A 20039-nucleotide genomic window follows, 5' to 3' on the forward strand; every position below is an offset into this window, starting at 1 on the left:
AATTCACTATCATCAAATGTTCAATGTTGCGATGCAGGATCAATGCTCATTCAGCCATACCTCCGCTCGATGAATTGATAACGTCATGGCCGCAACGAGTTGCTTCAGCTCTGCATCGTAGCCTTGTTCGCCCTGTTTACTGCCGTTTTCCAGCTGGGTCGCCGCGACACAAATTTTCTGGTCCCCGACTGTCCCCGCTCCGCCTTTGATGCGATGAGCCAGATCATGGATCGCTTTTCTGTCTGTTCGCTTGGTTTGGAGTGCCATCAGGTCATCGTTCATGCTGGTGATAAACACTTCAACCAACATTTCAGCATCCTGCATTTCATAATTCTGCCACCACATAGCCGGAGCGTTTTCAGCTTGTTTTGACACAAACTGTGCGACGGTTTGGTATAAGCGCTGCAAACCATACGGTTTGTAAAGCACGCTATCAAAACCCGATAACATTGCTCGCTCATTAGCCACTCGTGAGTCTTCCGCGGTGCAACCAATAATGGCGTGGTTAGAAAACTGCGGCAGATGTTCGCGGACTAAAGTCGCCAATTCATACCCATCCATCACAGGCATGTGGCAATCGGTTAGCAGCAAGTCGAACTGCTCAGCGCCTTTTTGAAGCCGCTCATAAGCTTCCTGTCCGTTGTTCACCAGTTCAACACTCAGGCCAAACGACGTCAGTTGCTGGCTGATCACCAATTGATTAATGGGATTGTCCTCAGCAACCAGTACATGTCCGAAAAGCGGTTCGTTAGTCTCGTCAGTCGCCTCTTCACTGGCTGCTGTGTTCGTCAGGACGGCATAAAGCAGATCAGGGAAGAAAGGGCTCACGCTCAGCTCAACAACATCTTTCGAGCGCTGGCTGAATACGGTGATGTCCTGGCGCATCAACACGGTCATTCCTCCCGGACAAGAGTCAGGAATGGGTTGGTCGCCGTCGTAAATATGGATGCCTTTCATTGCCTCATCGGAAGATGGGTCAAGACGCCAAACTGACAACCAGGCTTGAATAACCGGATCTTCACCGTGGTAGTGCACCAGTTGTTGTGAAATCGGCTCGAGAAAATGACTTTCCACCTGAACAGGAATGCTCACCTGAATTCTGGTGCCTTTACCCGGTTCGCTCTGAAGCGAAATCTCGCCCTGCATTACATCGACCAGATCATGCACAATGGCAAGCCCGAGCCCGGTGCCACCATACCGACGAGCAATACTGGAATCTGCCTGCACAAAGGGATTAAACACGGTTTGCAGAAGCTCAGGAGACATACCATCGCCGGAATCACTGATCACCATCAGAACTTCGTTTTCGGTGACGTTAATGTCGACGCGGACAAAACCTGAGTGAGTGAACTTGATGGCATTCGACAATAAGTTATTAAGGATCTGGCGTAGGCGCAGCGCGTCAATAGTGACGGTTTTCACCGTTCCCGGCGCCCAGTTAACCTGAAAATCGAGCGACTTTTCACGAGCAGCGCAGCAATGCACCCGCAGTAATTCTCCGATTTCACACAACAGGCAGCATTCCGCTAGGTCCAGTTGGAGCTGCTGAGCTTCGAGCTTGGAAAAATCGAGAATGTCGTTCACCAGCAGGTGTAAATGATCTGCAGAGGAAATCACGTTGTTAAGGATCAAACGTACATCTTGGTTGGTTTCGCGAGTTTTCAGCATCTCCAATAACCCAACCATGCCAGCGATTGGTGTACGAAGTTCATGGCTCATACTGGCGAGGAATCGTTCGCGAGACAATACCGCTTGCTGAGCGACGTTCTTAGCCTGCAACAGGTTACGCTCCTGCTCTTTATGCCTCGTTACATCGTCGATCACCGTTAGTATTATTTTCTCGTCACGGTTCGCACCAGAGAGAGGTGTGCGGTGGTAATTGATGGTTTGAATCCCACAAGGACAAGACTGCACATCGACGTCACTTTCGCTGACATCCCGACCACGCAGAACAGTGTCAAACTCGGCCTGATTCTCAACTACACAGGTATGCTCTGACGATGAAATGCGCATTTGACAAACCTTACCGTTGCCGGACGCTGCGATTTGGCAGTGATGACAATTGGTCAGCAACAGTCTGTGGTTGGTGTCGTGGATAAAAATTCGGTTGGGCAGCGCGTCAATCACATGTTGCAACAGCGCCAATCGTTCGTTGCTGCGTAAGGCTTCGCGCTCTTGAATCGAGACCTTCAACTTAAGGTTTTTGTGCCACAAAAAGCCAATCAAACCGAGCAGTATGAAGACCGAAGCCCCGATATAAGAGCCGGCCATCACCAGAGATTTATCCACTCCGTAGATAATATTGAATGGGCTGTAACTGTTTTGCAGGCGCTGTATATCGCTGGCATCCACCGATGCAATAATGCCAGCCAGAATTGCTTTTAACTCGGTGTTGTCCCCTCGCACCGCCATTGCGATTTCAATATGTTTATCGTCCCCCTTCAACACGACATAGCGATCATCGCCACGCTGTTTAGCGAGATATTCCAGAATATCGTGGCGCAGATAGGCACTGCCAAGTTTGCCGCTTTCAAGATCACCGATCAGCGAAACGACACTGGTATAAGTCGTTAGTTCTTCGCCAAACACCTGGTTTTTGACGTATTGATAGGTCGGACTGTCTGAGAACAGCACGCCGATCTTCGCATCAGATTTCGCCAGCACGCCAGGCAACTTGATATGTTGGTACGTGATAGACATCAACGAGTCTGTCACGTACATCCAAGCCGGGTTATTCACTCCTTTTACGACCAAAGGCAGAATGTCAATCTCACCGTACTTCAGCATTTGAACCGGTGTTAACCCTTCAGTTGCCGGAACATAATCAAAATCGAAAGCAGTTCTGGCTTCAACCAGTGTGAGTAAGTCGTTCAGATAGCCTCCGTGGTGGCCGTCCCGATTGCGGTAGAAAAGTGGATAGGCATCATTCCAAGCGGAATACCTGATGGGTTGCATTCCGGAATTTTGATAGTTGAGCGCGACAATATCGACCTGATGATAAGGGTTGGCCGAACGTAACCGAGAGGTTTCGCTCTGACGGCTTAATACCACATCTATTTCGTCAATTAGGGCACGAAAATCTTGCGTGGCGGCGATGCGTACCTGCTGCGGTTTCGCCCAAGATGGCAGTTCTACTTGCCCCAACGTATTCATCGGATGTTTCACCGAAGTGAGCAACGTGGTGTAACTTTCAAGCACCGCATCGATTTTGCCCTGTATCAAGTAGTCAGGCAGAGTGACAAAATCCGGCAGCTCCACAATATGAGCAAATCCCATCTTCGACAGTTGCTGACAATACACTGCCCCCTTATGGCAGCCCCAAGTCAGGGATTCAGCCGCCCAATGACTCAGGCTCTGATTACGGTACCAAACTGCGGTCGAACTGGTATACAGCGGTTGACTTAAGATGAGGTCGTTTTTGCCAGAGTCAAAGATGCCGACGGCTATATCGGCCTTCTTCGTTTCAACAGCCAGAATCAACGACTTCATATCGGCAAACATCTTATATTTGGGTTTGAAACCAATTTCGCGAGCCAACGCCTCGATGTAATCGGTATTGATGTCTCTCAATGGATCATGACCATCCAACTGATGCTGTAACATCGCGACTGTAAAAGAGTTCACTTTGGACTGCCCGAACGAAAACGCCAGGTCCGGAAAACTCATGCTGTAGGCAGACATTGGAAAAACAGAGATAGATAAGGCGATAAGTAAACGTTTCACTGCCGTCTCGATTGGGGAGGTTTCAGACGGCGAAAGAATAGGATTTGTGGAAAGAATGTCAAATTTACACTACGACACAAATTATCGTAATTAATTGTTATTATTAGAAAATATTTTCACTTGTAGGCCTATTCCCACAGAAAGTTCAGACCTTAGACGAGCTTTAATTGATCGAGGTCATAAGACGTAGAAGACGCCTTACAACCTCAGACAGGGTATTATTGGAAAGCAGGACGCTGCTGAATCATTTCAAACCAACGTGCAATGTTTGGATATTGCGCTAATGGGCTGAGTTCCAACGCTTTATCCGCAAAACCGATAAAGATAAACGCGGTAATATCCACAATCGTGAAATAGTCTGTTGCGACAAAGTTCGATTCCTTCAGGCGCGCATCAAGCTGAGGCAAGAAACTGGCCGCGCGGGCTTTGCTTTCTTCGCCCCAAGCCAATACGCAGTTTTCGCGATCTTTGTAGATTCCCGTAAGGTTACGGAATGCCTGAAAACCGGCGTACAGTCCCTGAAATTCCGTTACGCGGTGCCACATTTCAACTTTCGCCTTATCCAGCGCATCGCGACCAAACAGATGACGGTCATTCGGATTCGATTCATCAAAGTAACGGCAAATCGCCACGCTCTCACACAGCGTGGTGCCATCATCAAGTTCCAACATCGGTACTTTGCCATTGACACTTTTGCTTTTAAACGACTCCGTCAGGTTGTCCCCTTCGCGCACATTTAACGCCACACGTTCAACATCCACACCCAATTCTTTGAGAAAAATGCTGACACGACGGCAACTTGGCGAAACGGCAGTTTCGTATAGCTTCATAAATCTTCCTTTTTATCTCTTTTTCAGAACGATCGTTTAGGTTAGACTCTACCCGTTAACTAAACGATCAGTCAAGAATGAGTTTGCAGGTAGTCACACCATGGCACGAAAATGTAATTTTGACCGCGATGAGAAGCTCACTCAGGCAATGGAATTGTTCTGGCAGCGCGGCTACGCCAATACGGCGATTTCTGATTTGGTTGATACACTGCAAATCAACCGTTTCAGCCTCTACAACACCTTCGGCGACAAGCAGAATCTTTATTACGAAGCGTTGGATAAATATCTCAACACCGTTTCATTGCCGGGCTTAAGCGCGTTGCGGGAAGATGGTGCGTCGCTGAGCGCCATTGAGACATTCCTCAATCAGTTTGCCGCGCTACAACGCAAACGCAGTTGCGGCTGCTTCATTCAAAACGCCTTAGTTGAACATGCCGGGAGCGATGAAAAGGTGCTCGACAAAGGACAAGCTCTGTTTGATCAGCTTTTAGAACTGCTTTCCCATGCCATCCACAATGCGCAGCAAGAAAAACAGATATCAATGGCCGTAAGCCCTCATGCTCTGGCGCAATTGATTCTGACTCAGATGCAGGGAATGCGGGTACTTGGCAAAGCCAAACGCTTTGACGATTTGGATCAGGCAGTAAATGCGCTGCTGCAACTGCTTAAGTGTCACTAACCGAGGTTTGCAGAGATGATAAAGGTATTGGCAACACGCCTGGCACAAGGTGCTGACTTAAAACAATCGATAATGACACTGGTGCAGGAGCACAGCATAACAGCGGGTTCCATTGCCTCATGCGTGGGATGTTTATCGCAGCTCAATATCCGCTTAGCGGACAGCTCTTCAACGTTATCAGTGCAGGCACCGTTTGAAATCGTGTCGCTGATGGGCACCTTAACCCCCCATCATCTTCACTTGCATATTGCCGTGGCGGATTCGCAAGGCAACGTCTGGGGCGGTCATCTGCTCGATGGCAACCTCATCAACACCACTGCTGAATTGATAGTGCATGGCTACCCTGATTTAGCCTTTGACCGCGAATACGATGCGCACACTGGTTATACCGAACTTACCATACAAACCAAGTAAGCACTCAACAGAACACAAGCAAAAAGCCCGGATTCTCCGGGCTTTTTTACTAAGAACAATGATTTAGAACGATGAGAGGCGAACCAACTCCTGAGTGTAAGGGTGATTAGGATGTTGGAACAGGTTTTGTGTCGCGCCCTGTTCGACAATCTGCCCCTGTTTCATCACGATGGTGTAATGGCACAGCGATTTCACGACATTGAGATCGTGGCTGATGAACAGGTATGTCAGGCCATATTTCTCCTGCAGCGATTTCAGCAGATCCAGCACTTGCGCCTGCACCGTGCGATCCAGCGACGAGGTCGGTTCATCCAGCAGAATAAACTCCGGTTTGAGCACCAAAGCGCGGGCAATGGCAATTCGCTGGCGCTGGCCACCAGAAAACTCATTCGGATAGCGATGACGCGTGTCGGGATCCAAATCCACTTCGCGCATCGCTTCACAAATAGCGGCATCAATCTGTTCATCGCTGAACTCGGTGTGCACATGTAACCCTTCACCAATGACCTGAGCAACAGACATTCTTGGGTTAAGCGCCGAAAACGGATCCTGAAACACGACCTGCATTTTGCTGCGATATGGCAGCATGCCCTTGCGATCAAGTTGCTGGATGTCCTGCCCCGCGTAGTTAATCACGCCTTCTGAATGCACCAGTTTCAGAATCGCCATGCCTGTCGTTGATTTGCCAGAACCACTTTCCCCCACCAGCCCGATAGAATGGCCTTTGCGCAGTTCAAACTGCATGTTAGTGACGGCTTTAATGTGGTTGACTGTACGTTTGAACAATCCACCGGTAATGGGAAACCACACTTTGAGTTGCTCAGTTTTGAGCAACACCGGGCTTTGACTGTCAGTCTCCACAGGCAAACCACGCGGATCCGATTCAATCAGGAGTTTGGTGTATGGGTGTTTAGGTTCACTGAACAACGCTTTGCATTCGTTTTCCTCAACCAAGCGCCCTTCTTGCATGACCGCAACGCGATCGGCAATGCGACGTACGATACTGAGGTCATGTGTGATAAACAGCATCGCCATCCCCAATTCTTGTTGTAAAGATTTAAGCAAATCAAGGATCTGCGCCTGAACCGACACGTCCAGTGCGGTGGTGGGCTCATCAGCAATCAGCAGTTCGGGCTCATTGATCAGCGCCATGGCAATCATCACTCGTTGGCGTTCTCCACCGGACAACTCATGGGGATAAGCGTTGATTTTCAGTGTCGGATTACGAATCCCGACTTTTTCCAGCCAACTGATGGCCAGAGATTCTGCCTTTTTCTGGCGCATGCCGCGGTGAATCGCCAAGGTTTCCACCAGCTGTTTACCAACCTTATGCAGCGGGTTCAGCGACACCATCGGCTCCTGGAAAATCATGCCGATACGCCCGCCACGAATACCGCGCAACTGACGCTCCGAACACGCCAGCGTATTGGTGCCAGCAAAGTCAATTTTACCTTCCAGATAGTGGGCCGAACCTTTGGGTAGCAGCTTTAATATCGCGTTAGCGGTGACTGATTTCCCCGAGCCACTTTCCCCTACCAGAGCCAGCGTTTCCCCTTTACGAATAGAAAGCGAAACCTGATGAGTGACAGGTTCTACATTACCAGCGCGACCAAAGCCGACGGAGAGGTTTTCAATGGTGAGTAACGTTTCGCTCATTAGCCTCTCCTTTGTAGATGTGGGTCAAAGGCATCACGAACCGCTTCACCAACGAAAACCAATAAGGTCAGCATTAAGGACAACACCACAAAGGCCGAAATGCCCAGCCAAGGCGCCTGCAAGTTCGCTTTACCTTGTGCCAGCAATTCCCCCAAAGACGGCGAACCAACTGGTAAGCCGAAACCCAGGAAATCGAGCGACGTCAGTGTGGTTACGGACCCCGAAAGAATAAACGGCATCATGGTCAGCGACGCAACCATGGCGTTGGGTAACATGTGGCGCATGATGATGCGAGAATCACTCACGCCCATCGCCTGAGCCGCACGTACATAATCAAAGTTACGGCAACGCAAAAACTCGGCGCGCACCACACCCACCAAACTCATCCAACTAAACAACACCATGATACCCAACAGCCACCAGAAGTTCGGTTCAACAAAGCTCGACAAGATGATAAGCAAAAACAGCGTCGGCATGCCCGACCAGATTTCGATGAAGCGCTGGCCGAAGAGATCTAACCAACCACCGTAGTAACCCTGACTTGCGCCAACCACGACGCCCACAAAAGAGGAAACAATGGTCAACACAAATCCAAACAGCACCGAAATACGGAAACCGTAAATAATACGCGCCAGCACGTCACGCCCTTTATCATCGGTACCCAGCCAGTTGACCGAGTCTGGTGCCGACGGCACAGAGCCTACAATGTCGTAGTTGATGGTGTCGTAACTAAAACGAATTGGCGCCCAAATGATGTAGCCTTTTTCTTCAATCAGGCTCACAACATAAGGATCGGTGTAGTCCGCTTCGGTTTCAAATTCGCCGCCAAAGCGCGTTTCTGCGTACTGCTCCACCACCGGGAAATACCAGTGATGGTCATAGGAAATAAACAGCGGTTTGTCGTTGGCGATCACCTCAGCAAACAAGCTGATGAAAAACAGAATGGAAAAAATCCACAGCGAATAGAAACCACGCCGGTTAGATTTGAACCGCTGCCAGCGTGCGGCGTTCAGCGGGTTAACTTTCTTCTTTAACAACGCCATTTAGCGGGCCTCAAAATCAATGCGCGGATCGACCCAGGTGTAAGTCAGATCCGAAATAATGCCGAGCAACAAGCCCAATAGAGTCATGATATACAGCGAACTGAACACCACAGGATAATCACGTTGAATGGTCGATTCAAAGCCAAGCAGACCAATGCCTTCGAGCGAAAACATCACTTCAATCAGCATCGAACCAGTGAAGAAAATGCTGATAAACGCACTCGGAAAGCCAGCAATGATGATCAGCATCGCGTTGCGAAACACGTGTTTATACAGGATGTTACGCTCGTCGAGCCCCTTGGCGCGCGCGGTCACCACATACTGCTTATTGATTTCATCGAGAAACGAGTTTTTCGTCAGCATGCTCAGCGTTGCAAAACCGCCGATCACCATGGCGAAAATCGGCAGCGCCAAATGCCAGAAATAGTCGATGATTTGCTGATACCAGGTCAATTGAGCGAAGTTATCCGACACCAAGCCGCGCAGCGGGAACCAACTGAAGTAGTTACCGCTGGCAAATACAATGATCAGAATGATCGCAAACAGGAAGCCGGGAATCGCGTAGCCGACAATCACCATGGCGCTCGACCAGACATCAAATCGCGAGCCGTGATGAATCGCCTTCATGATACCGAGCGGAATCGAAATCATGTAAATGATGAGCGTGCTCCACAACCCAAGAGAAATGGAAACCGGCAAACGTTCGACAATCAGGTCGATGACGTTACCACCGCGAAACAAGCTTTCGCCGAAGTTAAACGTCACGTAATTCTTGAGCATATCGAAATAACGTTCATGCAGCGGTTTATCAAAACCGAACTGGCGTTTAATGGCTTCAACCACTTCCGGATCCAGGCCACGTGATCCCTTGTAACCGGACGGGCTGCCGTTATCCATTTTCGATAAGTCAACTTCCTGCCCGCCACCGGAAAAGCGCTCCATGATGCCGTTCGAATGCCCTTCCAAATTGGCGATGGCCTGTTCAACCGGGCCACCCGGCGCAATCTGAATGATAAAGAAGTTAATTGTGATAATGGCCCACAGCGTTGGGATCACCAACAGCAAACGGCGAATAATGTACGCAGCCATACCTTCCTCTTAACGACGTTTTTCAGGTAACTTCTGGGCTTTCTCTTGTGAGATCCACCAAGTATCAATACCTAAATCGTATTTTGGCATTTCAGCCGGACGTTCAAACTTATCCCAAGTCGCGACTCGGTACATGCTGGTGTACCACTGCGGAATGAGATAGAAGTTCCATTGCAGAATGCGGTCTAACGCTTTGCCGAACGATTTCAGCTTGTCCGGATTCTCCTGATTTTTGGCAATCTGCATGGTCAGTTCATCAATCACCGGATCCATCACCCCTGCCGTGTTGTAGGTCGAATCAATGTAGTGTGAGTTCCAAACAATCATCAGGTTCGGACTTGGGAACGGATTGGCGGAATAAGCCGACGACACCATGTCAAAGTCGCGGTCACGCAAGCGCTTGATGTATTGAGTGGTATCGACGGTACGGATCTTCATATCGATGCCCATGAGCTTGAGATTCTTTTGCAGAGGAATCGCAATGCGCTCCGTCGTCGGGCTGTAGATCAGCAGTTCAAACGTCATCGGCTCGCCAGTTTTGACGTTGGTCATCACTTTATTCTTCAGCTCCCAACCCGCCTCTTTCAGCAGTTCAAACGCTTTGCGCATTTGCGGGCGAATACGACCGCTGCCATCGGTCACCGGTGGCTGGAATTCTGTGGTAAACACGCGCGGCGGGATCTTATCTTTTACCGGATTGAGAACGGCAAGTTCCTCTTTATCCGGCAACCCTTTGGCTTCGTACTCGGTGTTCTGGAAGTAGCTGCGGGTGCGAGTGTACTGGCTGTAGAACATGTTCTTGTTCATCCACTCGAAGTCCATCGCATAGTTCAGCGCCTCACGTACGCGCACGTCACTGAACACCGGACGCTGAATGTTGAAAACAAAGCCCTGTGTTGCGGCGGGTGCATTGTGTGGAATCTCTTCTTTCTTGATGAAGCCGTTGTCAAAGTTCACCCCAGTATAAGAAGTCGCCCAGAACTTGGCCTGACTCTCCTGGCGAATATCGAACTCACCGGCTTTAAAGGCTTCCAGCATCACCGTGTCATCACGGTAATAGTCGTACTGCACCTGCTTGAAATTGTTGCGGCCAACGTTAACCGGCAGATCTTTTGCCCAGTAGTTGTCGTCGAGCTTATAGGTAATGCTTTGTCCCGGTTTGAACTCGGCCACTTCATAAGGACCGCTGCCCACTGGGGGTTCATTGAGGGGTTCGGAGAGATTTTTGTCTTTCCAGAAGTGTTCTGGCAGTACGCGGGTTTGCTGAGCAAAACTGAACAGTTTGTCACGGTTCGGTTCGCTCATTTCAATGCGTACCGTTTTGTCGTTCAACGCTTTAACCGATTTAATCTCTTTGTAGTACACGCGATATTGCGGCACGCCTTCGGTCATGAACTTATTGAAGGTGAATTCCACATCGTGCGCGGTGATGGGAACCCCATCCTGAAAACGCGCCTTAGGATTGATATCCAGTTCGAGCCAGGTGTAATCGTCGGAATAACGCACTTTTTCGGCAATCAACGGGTAGTATGAGTCGATTTCATCGGAAGGCGAAAACATCAATGAATCGTAAAGCTCACCGCTGGCTGCCGCTGCGACGCCGCGTGATGCATAGCGGTTAAAGTTATCGTAAGTACCGACCTGACCATAAGTCACTTTGCCATACTTAGGGGCATCAGGATTCACATAGTCAAAATGAGTGAAGTTATCGGGGTACTTGGCTTGACCAAAACCGACCAGACTGGTGGTTTCGATGACGTTGGCGAGAGAAACGTGGCTGAATAACGACAGTGCCACACCCAACGTAATTGGTTTTATTTTGCCCATTAAAGAATCCTTCTACTTAACGTCGTGCTGCCCATGTTCAGGCCATTTGAATGCATAAGTTTGGCCTGACAGGAAAATCATCGGTTCGCATCGCTATGCTTCCGAATTAAATCCGCTGCGGTGTTACCAGCAACTTCAAATTGTTCAGGTACATTTCTTATTAATAATTCAGCTACTTGGGTAAGTATAGAGAAATTTATCGATTACGAAACCGCTGAAACCTTATAGACACGCCAAGCGGCGGCATAGTTCAAAGATTTCAGCGGTTGATGGGCGTCAGATGAGGAGAATCAGAGCAGTTCTTTGGCAATCAGGCGCAATAAAAAGGTTTCGCGTTCAATACTCATGCCCTTTTTCTCACTTTCCGCCATGGTCAGTTCATTGTGCGTAATTGCATCACGAATGTTGATCCAAACGGGCTTCATGCCGTTTTTGATTTCGTAGTCTTCGTAGTTGGTGTCGCCAAGCTCACGATCGATTTTGCAGGTAAAACAGTAAGAAACCATGTGCATCACATCCGCATCGTCTCGATACCAAGGACGGAACTCTTCATAGAGGCCGAATGGTTTAATGTTGTGAATGTTCTGTGCACCAGTCTCTTCTTGCAGTTCACGCACCATGCCCTGCAGAATGTCTTCGCCTTCATCGACCCCGCCGCCAGGCAACGTGTAGTCGTGATAACGCTCGGTATACAGCATCAGGATGTCTTCTCCATCCAGAACGATGGCGCGAGCGGCTTTGCGTTGCAAAATACGTTGTTGGCTGAGCGGTTCCACTTCTGGATGCGTAGCAATATGTAAGTGTCTCATATGGCGTCCCTCTAGAAATTTGGCGCCAACTTTATCAGAGAGGTAAACAAAAAACCCTGCCGCAGCAGGGAATTTTCGCCATTTATCGTGAAATGACATCAATCATGACGCAATATTAACCATCTTTTGTGATTTGCAAGATCAGCGCTCGCTCTACCTGCGCGGCTTTCTCAACTGGAATCTGGCACGTGCCAGCCGCCGGATGACCGCCACCACCGTACTGCAACATCAGCTCGCCGATATTGGTGCGTGAGCTGCGATCAAAGATCGACTTGCCCGTAGCAAACACAATGTTCTGCTTCTGAAAGCCCCACATTTTATGTATTGAGATATTGCATTGCGGAAACAGCGCGTAAACCATGAAACGATTCCCGGCATAGATGACTTCTTCTTCGGTCAGGTCAAGCAACACCAGATTATCGTGAATGTGCGCGCAACGTTGAATCTGCTCTTTAAACAGATTTTCGTGCTCACGATACAAAACGATTCGCTCTTCCACATCCGGCAACGCTAGAATTTGTTCAATCGAGTGATCGGCGCAGTAATCGATTAAATCCATCATCAGGTTATAGTTGGAAATGCGGAAATCGCGGAACCGACCGAGGCCAGTGCGGGCATCCATCAGGAAGTTCAGTAAATTCCAGCCCGTCGAATCCAGAACTTCATCGCGGCTGAATTGCGCCGAATCCCCTTTGTCGACCGCCGCCATCATTTCCAGCCATTGGTCGGGAAAGACATCTAAACCGCCATAATATTCCCACACGACACGCGCAGCCGAAGGAGCATCAGGGTCAATGATGTGGTTATGCCTGTCCCCTGCGTTACGCAGAGTTTCAGAATGATGATGGTCAAAGACTAAGAATGCATCACCGACATACGGCAAATTAGTGACAATGTCACTGTCATAGATCTCTATCTTGCCATCTTGCATATCTTTGGGATGAACGAATTTTATATCATTGATTAGTTGAAGTTTTTTAAGCAAAACAGCGCACACAAGTCCATCGAAATCACTGCGTGTCACCAGTCGATACTTTTTCTCTGTCATGGGCAGATCCCCTAAAAATACGTTCACCACTGCCGCGCCGGAGCGATGCGGAAACCAAAAGCAAGCTCGATTTTTGGCACCAAGATCAAAGTGCCTTATGAAATAATTCTAGACAGCATACTGCTTTTGACAAATTTGAAAGTAGCCGCAAAAGAGGTTATTTGATCGCTCTGAAACGTCGGTCACACCTTAAACGGTTGTTCGGGGTCAAAGTGACGATTCAAACGGGTGAGATGCGGATGTAAAATCCGCAATACATGTTGTACCTGATCAACAGGTGCATCCGGCGTTGTTTCCAGCATGGCGCGTTCGATTTCAAACAACACAGTGAGAACGTCAGCTCCTTCCCCTCGTTGCTGACACAGAGTTTGCGCCAAGCTGATGGCGTTCTCCGCTAAACTGAACGGCACCTCTCTAACCAGCACCAGTGGGCGTTGAAAAACGCCGCCTACCACACCTTCGAGATACACACGGTAAGGCGTGATTTCATCCATCAGCAAAAACAGAGCAGCTCGATCGCAGCAGTAAGGATAAGGCGCAAGAATATGGTGCCCGAGGCTACTGTCGATATGAAGATTCAAGCCATGCTCCGCACAACGTTGCTTCAGTACGCGCAATAACCCCTGCTCATCCATCAAGGACTGAATCTCAAAGATGCGCTTAAGGTGATAATCGTTCGAAGCAAAAATGACGTCAATGTCGCTACCTGTGGTAAAAATGCCCTTCTCAATCAGGGTCTGAGCCATGCATTCAATGTTTTCAATGGTATTGGTGGATTCTTGCTCTAATACCAAGGTCATTTCACTGGGATTCAGACCGCGTTTAAGGCATTGCTGAATAAAGGCGTCGGCCATGGCAGAGGCTTCCGAAACGCTCTGCCCATCGGTATAACCGCCACAAAAACCAATGACCGGATTAGAGAACTGCTTCGCTGTGAGCCATTCCACCAACGCAGACACACGGCTTTTACCTTCCAAAGTTAACTGGTTATTCACCAAACGTTTTCCGAGTGCCAGAATAAGTGTGTGCTGCATGGTTTTTCCTTTATTTATAAGCCCTCAGATAGTGCAACAAATTCAGCGTGTTGGCGAGCCTAATCCCCGACTATCCCGATGTGATCGGACTGTTATTTTGCAAATCAATAGAAAACACAGAGTTCATATATTAAACCTTAATGGGTCATTTGGTGTTTTGTGTAAATTTAGGTAAATGACAACAATTATCATTGCTGAATAGAAAGATTAACGCTAAGGTTACGGCAATAATAAGTTGTTACATTTATGGGCTACTATGCAAAACAAACCACAAAAACGAAGCTTTCATGCTCTGACCGTTACGGATACCCAACAGATTTCTAATAATTTTCAACGCATTACTCTACAAGGCGATGCGATCGCGCATTTTGGTAAAGAGAGTGAAGGCGGCTACATCAAGCTGCTGTTTACGCCCGATGGTGGCACTGACATCAGCGTATTAGGCGATGACGCCCGCCCACTGATGCGCACTTACACGATTCGTCAATTCGACCCGCAAACCAACAGCATTGTGGTCGACTTTGTGCGCCATATTACACAAGACCTTTCTTGCGGCTTTGCAGCACGTTGGGCCGAAAGCGTTCAAGTGGGCGACACCATTTCGATCGGTGGCCCAGGGAAAAGCCAAGGCCTCAATACCGAAGCGGATTGGGTCTTTATGGCAGCCGACATGACTGCCCTGCCTGCACTTTCCGTCACGCTCGAAAGCTTAAGCGCCGACACGCAAGGTTACGCAGTGATTGAAATCGAAGATGAAGACGACAAGCAAGCACTCAATGCACCAGCTGGCGTCAAGGTCATTTGGAGTGTTGGCACGCCGTTGGTTGAAGCGGTGAAAGCGCAGCCTTGGCTTGATGGACAATGTTCTGTGTGGTGTGCGTGTGAATTTGAATCGATGCGCGCGCTGCGTCAATACTTCCGCAACGAAAAAGAGATTGACCGCGAACACATCTACATCAGCAGCTATTGGAAAAACGGCGTCAGCGAAGATGGCCACAAAGTAATTAAACGCGAAGACGCGGAAGCCAACAGCTAAGCAACCGAACCTTAAGAAGTGTCACAACACTTCCCCCTCAATGGCCTTCGGGCCATTTTTTATGTCTACGACTTATTGGTGTCAGGAACCAAGACAAAAAAAGCCAGCGATATGGCGCTGGCTTTCAATTTCAACAGTCCGCTTGAATTAGATCTTATCCGACACAGCGAGAACTGCCGCCAGCATGTCCTGACCAAACAACACACTGCGTTCTGGCGACCATCCGTACAGCGGATCCGGGTGATTGTTGTGATCTTTAAATGGCATTTCGACGGTGTAAGACAGGCAGTGGAATTGCTCGGCAACCCAATTCGAGCCCACAGTCAGGTTCGCTTTGCCCGCTTCGTCTTTGTCGTAGCCGATGTCATCCTGAAACTCTGGCGTGATCGTCAGCAGTGCTTGTTTAAATGCCGTTTCCAGTGCCGCCAGCTCTTCATCGTAAGATGGAATGCCTTCAGAACCGGCCACAAAGTTGTATGGAATCGCTTCATCCCCGTGGATATCAAGGAACATGTCGACGCCGGTTTGAAGCATGCGCTCACGCACCAAGTAAACTTCCGGGCTCTTTTCCATCGATGGCGTTTGCCATTCGCGGTTGAGGTTTACGCCAACCGCATTGGTGCGCAGGTGACCACGCACACCGCCATCCGGGTTCATGTTCGGCACCACGTACAGCACCGCTTTTTCCAGCAATGCACGAGCCACGGTATCGTTGTCGTCCAACAGGCGCTGAATCATCCCTTCCACAAACCATTCGGCCATGGTTTCACCCGGGTGCTGACGCGCAATCACCCAGATTTTCTTTTTGCCTTCGTCTGGCTCGCCAAACGTCAGTAGGCTCATGTCGTTGCCGTCGAGCGTATGACCTAGCGTTTCCAACTGGCAATGGTGCGCGCTTTGCGCCATGTGCAGCAGATCAAGGTGACGATCGTAGCTGTACGGTGCAAAGTACGCAAAGTAGATAGAGCTACGCTCAGGGATCACCGTGAAAGTCAGGGTGTCGCCATCAAATTCAGACGGAATGCGGAACCACTCTTCACGATCGTAAGATGCCACCACATCGTAGCCCTGCCAGCCTTCCGGATACGCCGATTTGGCCAAATCGAGCAGTTTGATGGTGTGCGATGCTTCGGCTTGTGTTTCGAGACGGAAGTGGAACCACTGGTAAAACTCCGACATGTTGTCGTTCGGGATCTTCAGTTGAATATCGTCTTTGTTGTCCGCGCTGACAACGTGAATGCTGCCGCTGTCGAAGTTGCTGAATATTTTCATGAGGGATTCACCTATTGAATCTGAGCTGAAGCGCAGAGGCTATCACAAATGAGAATACGTCCCTATTACTTTGCGCACATTTCCAATGGGTGGCTGGCAGGAATCACTGTTTGAATACGCGCTTTGAGGACGTTTATACTTTGCCCAGTGTCAAAACGATCCCGGAGAGGATCAACACCACGCCCGCCCCGCGCGTATAGTGCCATTTCTCGGCCAAAAACCACACGCCCATCAACAAGCCCATCACAATACTGATTTGGCGCAGCGCCACGACTAAGCTGACGTTATCTGTCATCGTCATCGCAAACAGCACCAAACCGTACGTCGACGCCATCATCACCCCGGCCGTACTCGCCGCCTTGCGGATTTTCCACGCACGCTGCAACTCTTGGCGATTGCCCGTCACCACACACCACAAAATCACCGGCAGCACCATGGCCCAGAATTGAACACCCAGATAGAAAATCGCGCTGTAGGAGTTGCCCAGCACATCGCCTGCGGCTTGAGTCAGTAAAAGCAGTGCCTCTTTATCAATTACGGAATAGCCCGTCGTGCCAAGTGCGGCCACCAAGGCCCACAACACCCCGACATTCAAGTACGAGCGTGTCGTAAACTGACGAAACCCCGTGAGCGGCACCAGCATGCAACCCAACGTGATGAGAACAAAACCAAGCCATTGGAATTGCGTTAAGGTGTGACCAAGCAACATGCTAAGCGCGCCGACCATCATCACAGGGAGTGCTCGTGCGATGGGGTAAATCACACCCACATCGGCGTGTTTATACGCTACGATCAGTCCTACCAGATAGACCATCTGCGCCAAGCCGCTGATGAGCAGCAGGCCCCAAAATGCCATCGGTAGCGTTGCCCAGCCAACGGTCACTAAATACCAAATGAGATACGGCGTCAGCAACAAACACGCCGAGAGACTAGCCGCCATGGTAAAGGCAACGCCTGAACCGGCGTGACTTTTGCCCAGAATGTTCCAGCCTGCGTGCAATACAGCTGAAAAAACCACTAACCCTATCGCCAGGACGTCCATGGCAGCTTCCTTACTTCGAAGAAAAAGGCTCCGTGCGGAGCCTTAAGACCTGTTCGTTTTGTTTTTAGCGGCTTAACTGCGCGACCGATTCAATGCTGATCGCATCATGACGCCAATATTCAATATCGCAGTCGATCAAGTCGCCATTTTGGTTGTAGTTCACTCGTTCCACGACCATGGCGGGGGTGCCCGCGGTGGCTCGCAGCGCCTGCGCAGTCTCGCCCAACAGGGAACTGGTCGTGATGCGGTAACGAATGGTTTGATACTGGGTGCCGAAGTGCTCGCGATAGATATCCGTCAGTGAATTCGACAAATCGAAATCAAGCAAATTGGGAAACAGTTCCGGGCGAATGTAGTTGGTCACATACACCACCGGACGGTTTTCCAGATACCGCACTCGGTCGACGCGATACACATCCGAAAACGGTTTGAGATTGAGTAGCTTGGTTGCCAGCTTGTTGGCAATCATCGACTTGGCACTCACAAGTTCAGTTTTCGGCTGGCGATTTTGCGCCAATGCCATGTTGGTGAAATTGAGCGTTTGGGACGGGTCGTAACGCAGCGTCTCTGGCGAGATAAACCAGCCGCGGCGATCTTCACGGTAGATTTTTCCTTCCGCTTCCAACAGCGACAGCGCTTCGCGCAGCGTCACGCGCGTGGTATCGAACGACTCGGCCAACTTTCGCTCGGCAGGTAATTTCTGTCTTGGGGTGAGCATGCCCGCGTCGATTTGCTCCACGATGGCATCTTTAATTTTTACGTATTGCACGTGATTCCTTATTACTCGTTTATCACTCAATCGCGGTCATTGGACCTAAGACCTAGGGCTTAGCGTTTGCGCCAAGCTTGGGTGCGTTTAGTCAGCAGCCTTTCGGTTACCAGATGCACGACTTTCGCCCCTGCCGCCGAACCCATGATCATCACGGCCATCGCCGCTGCGGCGCCCGTTTGCCCTGCATCGTCCATATTCAATACCGAGACCGATGCCGGGATGGTGTCTGTTGAGTAAAGAAATACTACCGCAGAAGTGGTGGTCAATGCATTAATAAACAGATAGCTAGCTATGTCCAGTACCGCAGGCAAGCACACCGGGAGCGTCACTCTAAACAGCAAGCGATATTGCGGCAGTTTAATCGATGCCGCCGTCGCTTCAATTTCCCCGGGCAGTTGTTTAAGCGCGGTCAGCGCCGTCATGTGCCCCACGGTGTAGTAATGCACGATGGTATTCACCACTAAAAATGCCATGGTACCGTAGAGCATACTGAGCGGATTGGCCGCATCGTTAAAATAGAAAATGTATCCCAACCCCAGCACCATACCCGGCACCGCCATCGGCACCACACTCAGCATCTGCATCAGTTGGCGCACTGGCGCAAAGGCGCGGCCTTTTTCGATGCCATACGCACCAAGAAAAATCACCACCGTGCCAATCAATGCGGTAAAGGTCGCCAGAATCAGCGAGTTGAAATACGGGCTCCAGCCGTAGGTGCTCATCTCTGCAAAGTTGTAGTTATTGAGCGTCAGCGCTTTGTTCCATGGCCAGAAGGTCACCAATGAGCCGTACACCGCCATACCCAACACCAGCACAATCGCGCCACACACCGTCAGGCAATAAAGAAAGCACAGTGAATCACGCACGCGATTTGGACTCGGGACATACGCGACGGAGCGGGTATCAAACAAGTTCTTTTGCTTTTTCTGCACCCAACGATCGGCGATAAACGCCAACGCCGCAGGAAGCAGCAGCAACAAACTGGTGACCGCGCCCATGGCAAAGTTTTGTTGCCCCACCACCTGTTTGAAGATGTCGGTGGCCAACACGTTGTAGCTCCCGCCGATGACTTTCGGCACGCCAAAGTCACACACCACCAGCGTGAACACCACGATGAGCGTGCTGATCAAACCGTACTTCGCAGCGGGCAAGGTCACGACCAGAAAGGTTTTCCAGCCAGGCGTTTTCAGGGCGCGCGCCGCTTCGTAAAGACGCGCATCAGACGTGCGCAGCGAGGTATTTAAAATCATCAAGGCATGGGGAAACGTCCAGAAGATCAACCCAAGGCTAATCCCCATCAGTCCATACACCGATTCACCGCCAAGCCAAGACTTGAAGATGCCCTGATTGCCAAACAGAAAAATCAGGCTGATCGCGGGCAACAACGAGGGCGCCAAAATCGGCGCGCTGCCCAGCATTTGAAACAGCCCCTTCATCGGCATGCACGAACGGCTTAACGCGTAGGCATAACCAAATGCCAACGTCGCCACCACCACCGTCACCAACACACCGACGGTAAAGGTGTTGCCCATCGACTGCCACAAAGCATTGGAGGAAAAATACGTCGCAAAGTTGGCCAAGCCGACATACTCACCAGCGCGGTTTTGTACCGATTTGACCAACATGGCCCACAACGGCATCAAAATGAATAGCCACATAAAGAGCAAGAGCGCGGTCAGTGTCACGCCCAAAATCAGGTTGTCGCGACTGATGCGTTGCCACCAGCGACTTGATGTGGCAGCGGTTGCGTTGGATAAAATCATAG

The 20039-nt window shown here is 49.9% G+C and carries 16 protein-coding genes; 3 read left to right on the forward strand and 13 right to left on the reverse strand.

Features of this window, described 5'->3' with window-relative positions:
- Positions 1 to 39 precede the first annotated feature (39 nt).
- On the reverse strand, positions 40 to 3723 hold the full coding sequence (locus JIG40_RS21075) for an ATP-binding protein (protein WP_348541348.1): 3684 nt from the start codon (positions 3721 to 3723) through the stop codon (positions 40 to 42).
- A 218-nt stretch (positions 3724 to 3941) separates the two neighbouring features.
- Positions 3942 to 4553, reverse strand: coding sequence for a glutathione S-transferase (locus JIG40_RS21080; RefSeq protein WP_154182179.1), 612 nt, complete (start codon positions 4551 to 4553; stop codon positions 3942 to 3944).
- A 100-nt stretch (positions 4554 to 4653) separates the two neighbouring features.
- Between JIG40_RS21080 and JIG40_RS21085 the strand changes: the two genes are divergently transcribed.
- Both JIG40_RS21085 and JIG40_RS21090 read left to right on the forward strand, forming a co-directional pair.
- Positions 4654 to 5232, forward strand: a complete 579-nt coding sequence (locus JIG40_RS21085) for a TetR/AcrR family transcriptional regulator (protein ID WP_158126310.1) — start codon at positions 4654 to 4656, stop codon at positions 5230 to 5232.
- 15 nt (positions 5233 to 5247) lie between these two features.
- Positions 5248 to 5646 carry a PPC domain-containing DNA-binding protein gene (locus JIG40_RS21090; protein ID WP_199466041.1) on the forward strand — a complete coding sequence of 133 codons (399 nt, stop codon included), beginning with the start codon at positions 5248 to 5250 and terminating at the stop codon, positions 5644 to 5646.
- Positions 5647 to 5709: 63 nt separating this feature from the next.
- Here JIG40_RS21090 and JIG40_RS21095 read toward each other — a convergent pair whose 3' ends face one another.
- The 7 genes from JIG40_RS21095 to JIG40_RS21125 all read right to left on the reverse strand — a co-directional run bounded on the left by JIG40_RS21095 (position 5710) and on the right by JIG40_RS21125 (position 14152).
- Entirely contained in the window at positions 5710 to 7302 is a 1593-nt protein-coding gene (locus tag JIG40_RS21095) for an ABC transporter ATP-binding protein (RefSeq protein ID WP_061055592.1), read from the reverse strand.
- Positions 7302 to 8345 carry an ABC transporter permease gene (locus tag JIG40_RS21100; protein ID WP_024375055.1) on the reverse strand — a complete coding sequence of 348 codons (1044 nt, stop codon included), beginning with the start codon at positions 8343 to 8345 and terminating at the stop codon, positions 7302 to 7304. The genes JIG40_RS21095 and JIG40_RS21100 overlap by 1 nt, the downstream gene beginning before the upstream one ends.
- Entirely contained in the window at positions 8346 to 9434 is a 1089-nt protein-coding gene (locus JIG40_RS21105) for a microcin C ABC transporter permease YejB (protein WP_020430993.1), read from the reverse strand.
- Positions 9435 to 9443: 9 nt separating this feature from the next.
- Complete coding sequence (locus tag JIG40_RS21110) at positions 9444 to 11261, reverse strand: extracellular solute-binding protein (protein WP_199466042.1); 1818 nt, start codon at positions 11259 to 11261, stop codon at positions 9444 to 9446.
- A gap of 290 nt (positions 11262 to 11551) precedes the next feature.
- Entirely contained in the window at positions 11552 to 12070 is a 519-nt protein-coding gene (locus JIG40_RS21115; protein ID WP_024375057.1) for an NUDIX hydrolase, read from the reverse strand.
- Positions 12071 to 12185: 115 nt separating this feature from the next.
- On the reverse strand, positions 12186 to 13118 hold the full coding sequence (locus JIG40_RS21120) for an exopolyphosphatase-related protein (RefSeq protein ID WP_020328666.1): 933 nt from the start codon (positions 13116 to 13118) through the stop codon (positions 12186 to 12188).
- A 182-nt stretch (positions 13119 to 13300) separates the two neighbouring features.
- Positions 13301 to 14152: a YdcF family protein gene (locus JIG40_RS21125; protein WP_199466043.1), complete on the reverse strand. Its 852-nt coding sequence runs from the start codon at positions 14150 to 14152 to the stop codon at positions 13301 to 13303.
- 256 nt (positions 14153 to 14408) lie between these two features.
- Between JIG40_RS21125 and JIG40_RS21130 the strand changes: the two genes are divergently transcribed.
- Positions 14409 to 15188, forward strand: a complete 780-nt coding sequence (locus tag JIG40_RS21130; protein WP_024375060.1) for a siderophore-interacting protein — start codon at positions 14409 to 14411, stop codon at positions 15186 to 15188.
- A gap of 147 nt (positions 15189 to 15335) precedes the next feature.
- Here the strand turns inward: JIG40_RS21130 and JIG40_RS21135 are convergent, their stop codons facing one another.
- From JIG40_RS21135 to JIG40_RS21150, 4 genes are all read right to left on the reverse strand, one after another.
- A complete protein-coding gene (locus JIG40_RS21135) occupies positions 15336 to 16460 on the reverse strand; it encodes a M14-type cytosolic carboxypeptidase (RefSeq protein WP_020328670.1) in 1125 nt (374 codons plus the stop codon).
- Positions 16461 to 16593: 133 nt separating this feature from the next.
- The gene (locus tag JIG40_RS21140) at positions 16594 to 17502 is read right to left on the reverse strand and encodes an EamA family transporter (protein ID WP_199466044.1); all 909 of its coding nucleotides are present in this window, start codon (positions 17500 to 17502) and stop codon (positions 16594 to 16596) included.
- Positions 17503 to 17566: 64 nt separating this feature from the next.
- Positions 17567 to 18271: a phosphonate utilization transcriptional regulator PhnR gene (gene phnR / locus JIG40_RS21145; RefSeq protein WP_020328673.1), complete on the reverse strand. Its 705-nt coding sequence runs from the start codon at positions 18269 to 18271 to the stop codon at positions 17567 to 17569.
- 59 nt (positions 18272 to 18330) lie between these two features.
- A complete protein-coding gene (locus tag JIG40_RS21150) occupies positions 18331 to 20037 on the reverse strand; it encodes a putative 2-aminoethylphosphonate ABC transporter permease subunit (RefSeq protein WP_199466059.1) in 1707 nt (568 codons plus the stop codon).
- Positions 20038 to 20039: the final 2 nt, after the last annotated feature.

The organism is Vibrio sp. bablab_jr001, from assembly GCF_016464285.1.
Classification (GTDB): Bacteria; Pseudomonadota; Gammaproteobacteria; order Enterobacterales; family Vibrionaceae; genus Vibrio; species Vibrio fluvialis.

What these genes read in the sequence shown, in the direction of transcription:
- JIG40_RS21080 (WP_154182179.1), bottom strand. Translation starts at nt 4,553, where the DNA reads ATGAAGCTATACGAAACTGCCGTTTCGCCAAGTTGCCGTCGTGTCAGC.
- JIG40_RS21085 (WP_158126310.1), top strand. Translation starts at nt 4,654, where the DNA reads ATGGCACGAAAATGTAATTTTGACCGCGATGAGAAGCTCACTCAGGCA.
- JIG40_RS21090 (WP_199466041.1), top strand. Translation starts at nt 5,248, where the DNA reads ATGATAAAGGTATTGGCAACACGCCTGGCACAAGGTGCTGACTTAAAA.
- JIG40_RS21095 (WP_061055592.1), bottom strand. Translation starts at nt 7,302, where the DNA reads ATGAGCGAAACGTTACTCACCATTGAAAACCTCTCCGTCGGCTTTGGT.
- JIG40_RS21100 (WP_024375055.1), bottom strand. Translation starts at nt 8,345, where the DNA reads ATGGCGTTGTTAAAGAAGAAAGTTAACCCGCTGAACGCCGCACGCTGG.
- JIG40_RS21105 (WP_020430993.1), bottom strand. Translation starts at nt 9,434, where the DNA reads ATGGCTGCGTACATTATTCGCCGTTTGCTGTTGGTGATCCCAACGCTG.
- JIG40_RS21110 (WP_199466042.1), bottom strand. Translation starts at nt 11,261, where the DNA reads ATGGGCAAAATAAAACCAATTACGTTGGGTGTGGCACTGTCGTTATTC.
- JIG40_RS21115 (WP_024375057.1), bottom strand. Translation starts at nt 12,070, where the DNA reads ATGAGACACTTACATATTGCTACGCATCCAGAAGTGGAACCGCTCAGC.
- JIG40_RS21120 (WP_020328666.1), bottom strand. Translation starts at nt 13,118, where the DNA reads ATGACAGAGAAAAAGTATCGACTGGTGACACGCAGTGATTTCGATGGA.
- JIG40_RS21125 (WP_199466043.1), bottom strand. Translation starts at nt 14,152, where the DNA reads ATGCAGCACACACTTATTCTGGCACTCGGAAAACGTTTGGTGAATAAC.
- JIG40_RS21130 (WP_024375060.1), top strand. Translation starts at nt 14,409, where the DNA reads ATGCAAAACAAACCACAAAAACGAAGCTTTCATGCTCTGACCGTTACG.
- JIG40_RS21135 (WP_020328670.1), bottom strand. Translation starts at nt 16,460, where the DNA reads ATGAAAATATTCAGCAACTTCGACAGCGGCAGCATTCACGTTGTCAGC.
- JIG40_RS21140 (WP_199466044.1), bottom strand. Translation starts at nt 17,502, where the DNA reads ATGGACGTCCTGGCGATAGGGTTAGTGGTTTTTTCAGCTGTATTGCAC.
- JIG40_RS21150 (WP_199466059.1), bottom strand. Translation starts at nt 20,037, where the DNA reads ATGATTTTATCCAACGCAACCGCTGCCACATCAAGTCGCTGGTGGCAA.